The sequence below is a fragment of the Geofilum sp. OHC36d9 genome (assembly GCF_052400685.1).
Lineage (GTDB): Bacteria > Bacteroidota > Bacteroidia > Bacteroidales > Marinilabiliaceae > CAZHHH01.
The window spans coordinates 223,970-237,728 of sequence record NZ_JBQTGJ010000004.1; the positions used below are offsets into that span (position 1 = coordinate 223,970).

8 protein-coding genes are annotated in these 13,759 nt (G+C 41.8%); 7 read left to right on the forward strand and 1 reads right to left on the reverse strand.

The annotated features are described in order from the left end of the window. The first annotated feature begins 6 nt into the window (after nt 1-6). The gene (gene nifJ, locus ACT3CD_RS07150; RefSeq protein ID WP_444644297.1) at nt 7-3,543 is read left to right on the forward strand and encodes a pyruvate:ferredoxin (flavodoxin) oxidoreductase; all 3,537 of its coding nucleotides are present in this window, start codon (nt 7-9) and stop codon (nt 3,541-3,543) included. A 326-nt stretch (nt 3,544-3,869) separates the two neighbouring features. Here nifJ and ACT3CD_RS07155 read toward each other — a convergent pair whose 3' ends face one another. Next, nucleotides 3,870-4,544, reverse strand: a complete 675-nt coding sequence (locus ACT3CD_RS07155) for an FkbM family methyltransferase (RefSeq protein ID WP_444644298.1) — start codon at nt 4,542-4,544, stop codon at nt 3,870-3,872. 183 nt (nt 4,545-4,727) lie between these two features. On the opposite strand from ACT3CD_RS07155, the gene ACT3CD_RS07160 reads away from it, so the two are divergent. From ACT3CD_RS07160 to trkA, 6 genes are all read left to right on the forward strand, one after another. After that, nucleotides 4,728-5,738 carry a dihydroorotate dehydrogenase-like protein gene (locus tag ACT3CD_RS07160; protein WP_444644300.1) on the forward strand — a complete coding sequence of 337 codons (1,011 nt, stop codon included), beginning with the start codon at nt 4,728-4,730 and terminating at the stop codon, nt 5,736-5,738. 405 nt (nt 5,739-6,143) lie between these two features. Beyond that, complete coding sequence (gene ppdK / locus ACT3CD_RS07165; RefSeq protein WP_444644302.1) at nt 6,144-8,849, forward strand: pyruvate, phosphate dikinase; 2,706 nt, start codon at nt 6,144-6,146, stop codon at nt 8,847-8,849. A 126-nt stretch (nt 8,850-8,975) separates the two neighbouring features. Then, nucleotides 8,976-9,401, forward strand: a complete 426-nt coding sequence (ruvX, locus tag ACT3CD_RS07170) for a Holliday junction resolvase RuvX (RefSeq protein WP_444644303.1) — start codon at nt 8,976-8,978, stop codon at nt 9,399-9,401. Between the two features lie 53 nt (nt 9,402-9,454). Continuing rightward, on the forward strand, nt 9,455-10,009 hold the full coding sequence (gene def / locus ACT3CD_RS07175; protein WP_444644305.1) for a peptide deformylase: 555 nt from the start codon (nt 9,455-9,457) through the stop codon (nt 10,007-10,009). A 223-nt stretch (nt 10,010-10,232) separates the two neighbouring features. Next, nucleotides 10,233-12,290 carry a ComEC/Rec2 family competence protein gene (locus tag ACT3CD_RS07180; RefSeq protein WP_444644307.1) on the forward strand — a complete coding sequence of 686 codons (2,058 nt, stop codon included), beginning with the start codon at nt 10,233-10,235 and terminating at the stop codon, nt 12,288-12,290. 127 nt (nt 12,291-12,417) lie between these two features. Beyond that, the gene (gene trkA, locus ACT3CD_RS07185) at nt 12,418-13,758 is read left to right on the forward strand and encodes a Trk system potassium transporter TrkA (protein ID WP_444644309.1); all 1,341 of its coding nucleotides are present in this window, start codon (nt 12,418-12,420) and stop codon (nt 13,756-13,758) included. Nucleotide 13,759 lies beyond the last annotated feature (1 nt).

A 13,759-nucleotide genomic window follows, 5' to 3' on the forward strand; every position in this document is an offset into this window, starting at 1 on the left:
AAACAGATGGCAAAAGCAAAGAAGTTTATCACATGTGATGGTAACTATGCCGCTGCGCACGTCGCTTATATGTTTAGCGAAGTAGCTGCAATTTACCCCATCACACCTTCTTCCACCATGGCGGAGTACGTAGACGAGTGGGCTGCTAACGGAAGAAAAAACATCTTCGGTGAGACAGTTAAACTGGAAGAAATGCAATCAGAAGCCGGTGCTGCCGGGGCCCTGCACGGGGCATTACAGGCCGGAGCTTTAACGTCAACCTTTACGGCATCACAGGGATTATTATTAATGATTCCTAACATGTATAAAATTGCCGGTGAGTTATTACCCGCAGTATTTCATGTAAGTGCTCGTAGTTTGGCCGCCCAGGCTTTGTCTATTTTTGGTGACCACAGCGATGTTATGGCTGCTCGCCAAACCGGGTTTGCCATGTTTGCCACCGGCAGTGTTCAGGAAGTTATGGACTTAGCTGGTATTGCTCACCTGGCTGCTATTAAAACCAAAGTTCCTTTCATGCATTTCTTCGATGGTTTCCGTACTTCACATGAAATACAGAAGATTGAAATGATGGATCAGGATGATATTGCCGGTCTTCTTGATGAGGAAGCGCTAAAAAGCTTCCGCGACAATGCCCTAAATCCTGCTCACCCTGTAACGCGAGGAACAGCTCAAAATCCTGACATTTATTTTCAGTCACGCGAAGCTGCCAACCGTTTCTACGATGCCATACCCGACGTTGTAGCTGATTACATGGATAAAGTTTCAGAAATCACCGGTCGCAAATACCGTCCGTTTGATTACTATGGTGCTGCCGATGCCGAAAACATTATTGTAGCAATGGGTTCAATTACCGACCCAATTAAAGAAACCATTGACTATCTGAATGCTAAAGGTGAGAAACTCGGGTTGATTTCTGTTCACTTATACCGTCCCTTCTCAGCTAAATATTTCTTTGAAGCCTTTCCTAAAAGCGTAAAACGGATTGCAGTACTCGACCGTACTAAAGAACCGGGTGCTAACGGAGATCCTCTTTACATGGATATCTGCGAACTGTTTAGCGGAAAAGAAAACGCCCCATTGATTGTTGGTGGTCGTTATGGTTTATCATCAAAAGACACCACGCCTGCCATGATGATTTCAGTGTTTGAAAACCTGAAAATGAATGAACCAAAAAACAACTTCACGGTAGGTATTGTAGATGATGTTACTTTCAAATCATTACCATTATTACCTGAAATTGATTTGGCTCCCAAAGGCACTTTCTCCGGTAAATTTTATGGTTTAGGATCTGATGGTACTGTAGGTGCCAACAAAAACAGCATCAAAATTATTGGGGAAAGCACCGATAAATATGCTCAGGCCTATTTTGCCTACGACTCAAAAAAATCGGGTGGTATTACTATTTCTCACCTTCGTTTTGGCGATTCCCCCATCCGCTCTGCTTATTTGGTTAACACTCCTGATTTTGTGGCTTGTCACGTAACCGCTTATCTGGGCCGTTACGACATGCTTAAAGGACTAAAAAAAGGCGGGACATTCCTTTTGAACAGTCACTGGGACGTTGACGAAACCAAGGCTAAATTACCCAACGACGTTAAACGTTATCTGGCTGAAAACGACATCAACCTATATATCATCAACGCCACTAAAATTGCAGAAGAAATAGGATTGGGAAATCGTACCAATACCATTATGCAATCTGCCTTCTTCAAAATTTCAGGTGTAATTCCTTACGATCAGGCTGTTGACCAAATGAAAAAATTTGTTATCAAATCATTTGGCAAAAAAGGAGAAGATGTTGTTCGCATGAACCATCAAGCTATCGACCGTGGTGCTGAAATCACCAAAATAGACGTTCCTGCTGAATGGGCCAAGTTATCGGACGAAGTCGTTGTGGAAAACAAAAAACTGCCAGACTTCATCAAAAATATCGTCAATCCCATGAATGCACAAAAAGGGGATGACCTTCCGGTAAGTGCTTTCATTGGCCGCGAAGATGGTACATTTCCTGCCGGAACTGCCGCTTACGAAAAACGCGGTGTTGCCGTAAATGTACCGGAATGGCAAAGCGAAAATTGTATCCAATGTAACCAGTGCTCTTACGTTTGTCCTCATGCCGCAATTCGCCCATTCTTATTAGACGAAGATGAAGTTGCCGGATTACCAGAAGGTTCTACAACCATCAAACCAAACGGTAAGAATTTCGATGGTTTGCATTTTAAAATTCAGGTTAGCGTACTTGACTGTACCGGTTGCGGAAACTGTGCAGAAGTTTGTCCGTCAAAAGAAAAAGCTCTGATCATGAAGCCACTTGAGAGTCAAATGGCCGAAGCTGACAGATGGGAATATATGTCAACAAAGGTAACCATCAAGGATACCGTTGTTCCAAAAGACATGAACGTGAAAAATTCTCAATTTGCTCAACCATTATTTGAGTTTTCAGGTGCATGTGCAGGTTGCGGTGAAACACCTTATCTGAAACTGATAACCCAATTATATGGTGATCGTATGATGATAGCCAATGCCACCGGCTGTTCTTCAATCTATGGCGGTTCTGCACCATCAACCCCATATACAACCAACGCAAACGGTTGTGGCCCATCATGGGCCAACTCATTGTTCGAAGACAATGCTGAATATGGATTAGGTATGGCTACTGCCGTTGAAAAAATGCGTGATCGCGTTGAACTAAAAATGCGCGCCGCTATCAACGAGGTAAAACCTGCCACCAAAGCAGCATTCGAAGCATGGTTAGAAGCCAAAGACGATGGCAGCAAAACTCAGGCTGTTTCAAAATCGGTACTTAAAGCCCTCGAAAACGAAACCCATTCAGTGGCCAGCGAAATTCTTGAGCTGAAAGATCATCTGGTAAAAAAATCTGTTTGGATATTTGGCGGTGACGGATGGGCTTATGATATCGGTTACGGCGGTTTAGATCATGTCATTGCCAGCGGCAAAGACATAAACATAATGGTTTTAGATACTGAAGTTTACTCCAACACTGGAGGACAGGCTTCTAAATCAACTCCCGTTGGTGCTGTAGCCAAATTTGCTGCATCAGGTAAAAAAATCCGTAAAAAAGATTTAGGGCTGATGGCAACCACTTATGGATACGTTTATGTAGCCCAGGTTTCAATGGGTGCCAGCCAAACTCAATACTTCAAAGCTTTGAAGGAAGCAGAAGCATATCCCGGACCTTCACTTATTATTGCCTATTCACCATGTATCAATCACGGTTTAAGAAGTGGTATGGGCAATTCACAACTGGAAGGTAAAAAAGCCGTTGAGTGTGGTTACTGGCATCTGTACCGCTTCAACCCAATGCTGGAAGAACAAGGTAAAAATCCGTTTGTATTGGATTCAAAAGAACCTGACTGGAGCAAATTCCAGGGCTTCCTTAAAGGTGAAGTACGTTACACTTCTCTGTTGAAAACATTCCCCGAACAAGCCAAGGAATTATTCGTTGCGGCTGAAGGAAATGCCAAATGGCGTTACAACACCTATAAACGTTTCTCTGAAATGACTTATGCGCCTGCCGAATAATTTTATTTATTCATTAAATTTAAAAGAGGCTGCCTTTAAAGGCAGCCTCTTTTTTGCTATTCCAAAATCCGAAATAGGTAATAAAACAAGGCGATTAAAATTCATACACCATTTTTTACCCACAGATAAAATTTGTTTTCAAAGTCTGTAAAATAAGGTCATTCACCATTAACGAAGGCTGATCTGCGTTCCTTTAACAAATAGACAAAATCAAAAAACAGAGATCTCAAAAACAAAATACTACAACAGTCAACGCCTGTCTTCCGAGCTGCATATGCTTTGAATTTTAACGTTCCGGTTCAAATGCCTGACTTTATATGCAGGCACTAATTCATGCCTGACGCATTATAAACAAACGAAACTTCCTGCATGGAGTCTGACACCGCAAACAACTGGTATCCACTCTGCTGTAGTCTGTCCACAGCCATCCGTGAACAATCGCGTCCTTCGGGCATAAGCCGGTCATGAAATTCGATCAACAGCTGCGCCGGAAAAATTTTCTGATCCAACATCGCATTCAAAACATCATATTCGGCACCTTCTATATCCATTTTCAAAACATCTATTTTATCATGATGTAGCATGGCCATTACATCTTGCAATGATTGCATCTCCACTTCAACATTAACATTAGCATTAACGTTCGACTGAGTCACCATACTGCCTGACACATGCTCAGGATTAAGGGGTAAATAAAATAAGGTAGTACCCGTGTCTCGGGCCAAACCGTATTCATAAAAATGAAACTCACCGGGTAATTGTTGCTGTCGTACCCATTGAACCGAAGCAGGTGTTGGGTCAAAACCATAAACCTGACATCCAAACTTTTGAATAAGACCCAAATCGAAACTAACATCTCTTCCTATTCCAAAGGAATAAACAACAGACGCCGGTCCTATAAAATCAGACGCCACATAAAAACCGCCATATTGGTTTCCAACCCACTCTTTTTTTACCCTCCGCGTAACTTTTAGATGAGATGCCTCTCCGGTCAACCTCATCTTAATATTTTTTAACTTGGCTATTATAGAATTCATATCATATTACAATCTTCTCAAAATTAAACAAACCTGTTGACTTATGACGCATTACTCTTAGTCTTTTCATAACTTTAATGAACCAAACATTCATCTAGCTTGTTAAATAATGAAAACAAAAACAGATTAACATTTAAAACACTTACCATGGACCTTACCACCAATTATCTGGGATTAAAATTAAAAAACCCCTTAATTATAGGGGCTTCCAACCTCGCAAAAGATCTAAACAAAGCCATTGAGTTGGAAAAAGCAGGCGCGGCAGCCATTGTATATAAATCATTATTTGAAGAACAGCTTCATTTAGAAGCTGCGGAACTGGAAGACGACCGACATCAATACGATGACCGCAATGCGGAGATGATAAATCTCTTCCCTGATACGGCATACGCCGGACCAAATCTTCATCTTACAGAGCTGAAGGAACTGAAACAATCAGTTTCAATACCCGTTATTGGGAGCCTTAACTGTCTGTATAACGAGAGTTGGGAAGAATACGCAATCAATCTGGCTAACACCGGAATTGACGCATTGGAATTAAACTTTTATTCAACCGTATCGTCCGCAGAAAAAAGCTCTGTCCAAATAGAAACAGAACAAATTGAAACCTTACGAAAAGTAAAAAAAGCAATAAAAATCCCCGTATCTGTAAAATTAAGTCCTCACTACACAAATCCGCTCGCCTTTATATCGCAACTGGATAAATCAGGCGCAGATGGGCTGGTCCTTTTTAACCGACTCTTTCAACCCTTCATCGACATCAAAAATGAAAAGCTGGTAATGCCTTACAATTTAAGTCAACGAGGAGACAGCCGATTATCATTACGTTTCATGGGGTTGCTTTCCGGCGAAACAAAAGGTTCTCTTTGTGCTAATACCGGTATTTTATCTGGCGAAGATATGATAGCATCCATTCTTGCTGGCGCTGATGCAGTTCAGGTGGTTAGTACAGTGTATCAAAACGGCATTAATCAAATCGGTAAAATGCTTGATGAATTAGCACTCTTTATGAAAGGGAAAAAATATGAGTCGGTATCTGAATTCAAAGGCAAACTCTCAAGAGCCAGTTTAAAAATGCCATACGCCTACCAAAGAGCTCAATATGTCGACTTCCTAATGAAATCGGACAATTACAACAATAAATACCCCGTTCACTAACGGGGTATTTATTGTTATAGTGTCACCAGAGAAATGCGATTTTCTTAGTTACACTTACTTTTAAAATAGCCATTTACTCTGAATACACCCAAATTCCCCGAACTTCACAAGCTTCAAAAACAAAGCTTTCTTATCTGCCGTAAAAATTTTCGGACAAACAATAAAGAAAAATTAACAACATTTAAAGAAACACAGACAAACTATTGCGAATAACGGCTCATACGAAATAAAAAGACAAGCATGAAAACGCCAAAAACAGACACTTAAAACAGAAAACTGTAAATTATAACAAAAAAATCATCTTCGAAATACCCTACCAAAAGAATTAAAAAAAATTAAAAAATGAACATCTTTGTAACAACAGAGAATTTTTAAGTAATAGCATCAAGAACAAAACAAAAAACTATGAACAAAAAACGTGTTTACTCCTTCGGGAATGGCAACGCCGAAGGAAAAGCAGATATGAAAAATCTGCTGGGAGGAAAAGGAGCCAATCTGGCGGAAATGAACCTCATAGGCGTTCCTGTACCTCCAGGATTCACTATTACAACCGAAGTTTGTACCGAATACAATGAGCTAGGTAAAAAACCTGTGGTTGAGCTATTAAAACCTGAGGTTGAAGCAGCCATTCATAATATAGAAAGACTCACATCAACAAAATTTGGCGATGCTCAAAATCCCCTTCTGGTATCTGTTCGATCAGGCGCGCGCGCATCAATGCCTGGTATGATGGATACCATCCTCAACCTTGGGCTAAACGATGAAGCAGTCGCCGGCATAGCCAAAAAATCAGGTAATGAATGGTTTGCGTGGGACTCATACCGTCGTTTTGTTCAAATGTACGGCGATGTTGTTTTGGGCATGAAAACAGAATCCAAAGACGAAATCGACCCCTTTGAAAAAATAATGGAAGCCGTTAAAGAAGTCAAAGGAATCAATCTGGACACCGAGCTAACGGTAGAAGATCTGAAAGATTTGGTTAAACGTTTCAAAAAGGCCGTAAAAGAACAGACAGGCAAAGACTTTCCTACTAGCGCCTGGGATCAACTTTGGGGCGCCATTATTGCAGTATTCGACAGTTGGCAAAATACCCGGGCCATCTATTACCGTCGTTTAAACAACATCCCTGATGAATGGGGCACTGCAGTTAACGTTCAAGCCATGGTTTTTGGAAATATGGGTAACACCTCAGCCACTGGCGTCGCATTTACCCGTGATGCCGCTACCGGCGAAAATCTTTTCAACGGCGAATATCTGATTAATGCACAAGGTGAAGACGTTGTGGCAGGGGTACGTACCCCACAGGAAATAACCCTTGAAGGAAGTCGTCGCTGGGCTAATCTCCAAAACATACCCGAAAATGAACGCGCCACAAAATATCCTTCGCTGGAAGAAACCATGCCGGTATTATTCAAAGAACTGAATAGTGTTCAGCAAAAACTTGAAGACCACTACAAAGACATGCAGGACATGGAATTCACCATACAGGAAGGGAAACTATGGCTGTTGCAAACCCGCAACGGAAAACGAACCGGTGCAGCCATGGTTAAAATAGCCATGGACCTGCTTCGCGAAAAAACAATTGATGAAAAAACTGCCTTACTTCGTCTGGAACCAAACAAACTGGACGAACTATTACACCCTGTTTTTGACAGCGTAGCCATCCGTTCGGCCAATGTACTTGCCAAAGGACTACCAGCCTCACCCGGCGCTGCCACGGGCCAAATCGTATTCTTTGCCGACGAAGCGGGCAATTACGAGAACTCCATTCTGGTTCGCATTGAAACGTCACCCGAAGATCTGGAAGGCATGAACGTAGCACGCGGCATTTTAACAGCTCGCGGCGGCATGACCTCTCATGCAGCAGTCGTGGCTCGTGGAATGGGAAAATGCTGCGTTTCAGGGGCAGGATCTTTACGCGTCAACTACAAAACACGTACTGTAACCATTGGCGATATAACATTAAACGAAGGCGATTGGATTTCGTTGAATGGAAGCACAGGAGAAGTTTATGAAGACAAAGTGATGACGCGCAAACCTGATATGAGCGGAGACTTTGGCCTTATCATGGAAATGTCGGACAAATTCACGCGCATGAACGTTCGAACAAATGCAGACACTCCCAAAGATGCTAAAACAGCCCGCGAGTACGGGGCCAAAGGTATTGGTTTGTGTCGCACAGAACATATGTTCTTCGAAGGCTCCCGCATCAAAGCCATGCGCGAAATGATTCTGGCCAGCACCACGACGGGTCGTAAAAAAGCCCTGGCCAAACTGCTGCCGTATCAACGCGAAGACTTTGAAGGCATATTAGAAGCCATGGCCGGATACGGCGTTACCATTCGCCTGCTTGACCCGCCACTGCACGAATTTGTGCCTCACCAATTGGCAACGCAAAAAGAGCTGGCCGACGAAATGGGCATTTCACTGGACATGGTTAAAGCCAAAGTCGCCGAACTGGAAGAATTCAACCCTATGTTAGGACATCGTGGCTGTCGTTTGGGCAACACTTATCCCGAAATTACAGAAATGCAGGCACGTGCCATCATCGAAGCAGCCTTAAACCTAAAAAGCAAAGGCATTGATGCTCGTCCTGAAATTATGGTTCCCTTGGTAGGCACCATCAAAGAATTCGAGATACAGGCCGAAATCATCCATAAAACAGCCAAAAAAGTATTTGAAGAACGCAACGATTCCATCCACTACCAGGTTGGAACCATGATTGAGATCCCTCGTGCAGCATTAACGGCCGATCTGATTGCGCGTGAAGCCGACTTTTTCTCTTTTGGTACCAATGATCTGACTCAGATGACATTTGGTTACTCCCGCGATGATGCCGGCTCATTTCTACCTATTTACATCAACAAAGGCATTCTTAAAAACGATCCATTTCAGGTTTTGGATCAGGATGGTGTTGGTTTATTGGTAAAAATGGGTACCGAAAAAGGACGTTCGGCCAAACCTGATTTAAAAGTGGGTATTTGTGGTGAACATGGCGGCGAACCATCGTCCGTCGAATTTTGCCATAACGTTGGCATGAACTACGTCAGCTGTTCACCGTTCAGAGTCCCCATTGCCCGTCTGGCCGCTGCTCAGGCTGCCATTCGTTAATTATTACAAACAGACTAATCACAAAGCCATTTCCCGACGGGGAAATGGCTTTTGGTTTAAATGAACAATCGTAAAAAATAAGATATTCAATTTTTTATGTAATTTTGTCTTCTAAAAAAAACAATATTGGCACGTATATTAGCTTTCGACGTAGGGAAAAAAAAAGTAGGGATTGCAGTTACCGACAATTCACAAATAATCCCCAATGGACTTTCAACCCTTAAAATAGCAGAAGTTCTACCGTTTATAAAAAATTATCTGACCACCGAACAAGTAGAATGTTTCGTTGTCGGTTTTGCGCGACAAACCGATGGGCAGGAATCGGAATCCATGAAATACATCCGTCCGTTTGCTCAAAGTCTGAAAAACAAATTTCCACATATACCTGTTGTTTGGATAGATGAACGTTTTACCAGCCAAATCGCTTTTCAAACAATGATTGATGCAGGGCTAAAAAAAATGGCGCGAAGAAATAAAGAACTGGTCGACAAAATCAGCGCCACAATTATACTGCAATCCTATCTGGAAAACCGAAGCATGGGACGTTCATAAAAGAAATTACCCAACCTGACAAGTTAAATATTACAAAACAAAAATTTTCAATAATGATTTATCCAATAGTTGTATATGGCAACGCAGTCCTCAGAAAACTATCAGAAGACATTGATCCCGATTACGACAATATTCAAAAAATAATTGAAAATATGTGGGAAACCATGTATTCATCGGACGGTGTTGGGCTGGCAGCCCCACAAATTGGGTTGGCAATTCGACTGTTTGTCATCGATGGTAAAGATATGGCCAAAGAATTTCCTGAACTGGAAAATTTCAAACAAACCTTTATTAACGCCCAAATTATTGAACGCAACGATAACATGGAACGTGACTACGAAGGATGTCTCAGTCTTCCCGGCATTCGCGAAGAAGTTAGCCGCCCTGATCGAATTCGCATTCAATATGTCGACGCAGACTTTAACCCTCACGACGAAGTATATGAAGGTTTCGCAGCCCGAATTATTCAACACGAATACGATCATATTGAAGGCAAATTATTTATTGACCATTTATCACCTCTTCGAAAAAGATTGATAAAAAGCAAGTTGAATGCCATTACGGTTGGCAAAGTCAACATTGATTATAAAATAAAATTACCTAAATAGTGTCTGTCTATAAGGTTCAAATTCTGCGTTGCGCTTGTTCTCAAAATAATTATTTACTCCATTAAACTCACATTTTACGAGCTGCAAGCCTTAAATTTGAACTTTAAAGCTCAAACGCCTGACTTTAAGGACAGGCACTAAACGGCCTCAACACAATCATCATAAAGGGTTGATTTTCACCGCTAAAAATTTTAATTTTAGTGGTAAATCCAACCCTTTTGTTATGCCTAAACTCAACCTTTATCCGTTTCTTCGACTGCTCATCCCGCTATTGTGTGGTATGTTTACGGCAGATTATATGACCAAAATCCTGCCACTGTCAGGCCTCTTGAACTTCGCCCTGATTGCTGTTTCTCTTTTTTTTATTCAGCACTATTTTTGGTACAGGAAACACTCATTGCGTTGGCTTTCGGGTGCACTAACCACTTTATTCTTAGTCGCAGCCGGTGCTATAATGATACACCTCAGCTTACCTTCAACTATCACCAATGAAACACAAATTAAAGCTGTAGGAGTAGTCAAAAATATTGTTTATAAACCTTCTGGGTGGAATCAGGTTACGTATCATCCACAATATGCAGCCGACTCAACGCAGGTGTCACACAAAACAAAATGGTTGCTGCTGGTTAAAGATTCACTCTGCAGCCGTTGGCAACAGGGTGACCAAATCATGATTAAAGGAACACTTCACCCACTTCCGCACTCCGGTAACCCACATGCCTTTGACTATGGTCAATATCTGATGCGGCAAGGATTTTCGGCACAAATGTTCCTATCCGATTCCAACATGTTTAAAGTAGTAAAACAACAGGATGGCATAAAAATAAGCCAGCTGCCTTATCACCTCCGTAAACTGTCGATGTCAAGCCTTCAATTACATCATCTTGACACAACTGCAATGACTATTGTCAATGCCTTTTTGCTGGGTGATCGTTCAGGCGTTGACCGCGATATCACAGATCGGTTTATCAAAAGCGGCGTAATTCACATTTTGGCCGTATCAGGCCTACATGTCGGCATTCTTTCTCTGATGATTGATCTCGCTTTATCATTGATACTCCCTCCAAAAAGACATCTCAAATGGATCCTAACCATCCTGCTGTTAGTGGGATACGCTTTTATCACAGGATTCTCACCTTCGGTATCGCGCGCTGTGTTCATGTTTAGCTGCCTACAGGCAGGCAAAGCCTTTCGCAAGGATATCAACCAATTTCAGCTGTTATCTTTTTCAGCCTTCATTCTGTTGCTGATAAATCCTCTATTTATATATCACGCCGGATTTTGGTTAAGCCATCTGGCGGTAGCGGGAATTGTAGCATTTTATCGACCGGTTTATAATCTTATAATCTTCAGATTCCCCGTATGGCAATGGAGCTGGTCCCTTATCAGTGTATCAGTATCTGCACAAATATCTACCTTTCCGCTCTCACTATACCAATTCGGCGCCTTCCCCATCTACTTCCTTTTAGCCAATTTGCTGGTATTGCCCCTGGTCGCTCCCATCATGATTCTTGCCCTCTGTACACTATTATTACATCCTATTCCGGTTTTACCCGACATTACCGGCGCTGCATTAAACGACCTGATTCACTATATTGTAATGATTACGACCTGGATTGAACAAATACCGCACTCATACCTTCAGGCCATCTGGGTCTCCATTCCATTGATGCTCTTTTTATATCTGGCCTTAATCGCAATTTATCACATTTATTGTTTGCCCAGTGCCCAAAATTGGATTCGGTTATGCCTCTATATAATCGCCATAGGTGTCGGTCTCAATATCCAATTCTTATACAAAATCAGTCACCCCGGAATTGTGGTTTATAACACCCGCAAAAACACCCTTATTGAATTATTTACCCATGGCAGTTCATTATGTCTGGAAACAGAATCATTATCAGAGACAACAAAAAACTATGCCCGAAACGGATTAATTAAATATCTGCTGATTCATCCCTCAAAACATGAGCATCTGCCGGACTCAACGCCATCTGTACAACAGATTGATATACTACAACAGAGATATGCCATCATACACGGTTTTAATCATGACCAGTACCCAATACTACCCAAAAAGCACTACCATGGACTAATATTAGGGAACAATAATTTTGATCTGACAAGACTTCTCAAATCGCTCGATTGCCCACTCGTAATTGCGACATCAGAGAGCTTACCCTGGCAAAGCCGGGAATGGAAAAACTGCTGCAAAAATCTGAACAGACGTTTTTATCATGTTACAACAGAAGACGCATTAATTATAAATCTAAATAACTAAAAAAAACAACTCGAATTAAGGGAATAATTTCTCTATTTAAGTTTTATTCTATTAATTTGCTCGCGAAATAGAAGGGAAAAGCACAAAAAACTCAGGCTTTGAGTTTTAACAAACTAACTATATATCGATGAGAATATTAATTTCCGGAGCAGGAGAAGTGGGCAATCACCTGGCTAAACTACTAAGCAACGAAGATCATGATGTAATTCTGATGGATGAAGAAGAAAGCAAACTTCGTCCTGCAGCGCAACACTTTGATGTTATGACCGTAGTTGGTTCCGGAACATCCATTGAAGACCTCAAAAACGCACAGGTTAAAACATGCGATCTCTTTATTGCCGTCCCCCCCTACGAAGAAGAAAGCATTCTTTCGGCAATGCTGGCAAAAAAACTTGGGGCCAAAAAAACTTTTGCAAGAATAAACAACTTTGAATACCTGCACGAAGAGAACAAAGAATATTTTCGTCAACTTGGCATTGACGAACTGATTTTCCCCGAATTCCTGGGCGCATTGGAAATCATAGCGTCTTTAAAACAAGTAGGCATACGTCAAATGTTTGAATTCAGCGACGGACAGCTACTCCTCTATGCAATTAAGTTGCGCAGCAACGCTCCTATTGTTGGGATGACGCTATCGCAGGCAGCATCATTGCACAGCACCAATGAATACTTTACTGTGGCCATTGTACGCGATGGAAAAACCATCATCCCAAGAGGGAAAGACATGTTCCTTCACAACGACCTGGCCTATGTTGTTACCACTAAAAGCAGCGCACCACATTTACTGGCAGACGCCGGTAAGATAAGCCAGGAAGTTAAAAACGTCATGATATTGGGCGGTAGCCGTATTGGGAAAAAAGTGGCAAAAGACCTGGAATCTCAATACCACATTAAGATTATTGAAATTAACAAAGAAAAAAGCAACCGGTTGGCCGATATGCTTGAAAACACGCTGGTCATTAATGGCGACGGACGCAATCTGGAACTTTTAAAAGATGAAGGACTTGGGAAAACCGATGCCTTTATTGCCGTCACCGGGAACTCAGAAGTAAACATTCTGGCCTGCCAACTGGCAAAAAAAATGGGTGTCATAAAAACAGTGGCCGAAGTTGAAAACATGGACTACATCGACCTGGCAGAAAACATCGGCATTGGAACAATTATAAATAAAAAACTCATCGCGGCCAGCTACATATACCGACATACACTTAAAGCAAACGTTTCGTATGTTAAATGTCTGACGGCCACTGACGCTGATGTTTTGGAGCTGATTGCCAAAAAAGACTCTAAAATCACCCGCGACATCCTGAAGAACCTAGACATCCCCAAAGATGTTAATATTGGCGGTATCATACGCAACAAGGGCGTGATTATCCCCAGTGGAAACACCCAGATAATACCCGACGATAAAGTAGTGGTATTTGCCCTCCCCTCAGGCGTAAAAAAAATCGAAAAAATGTTTCTCTAAA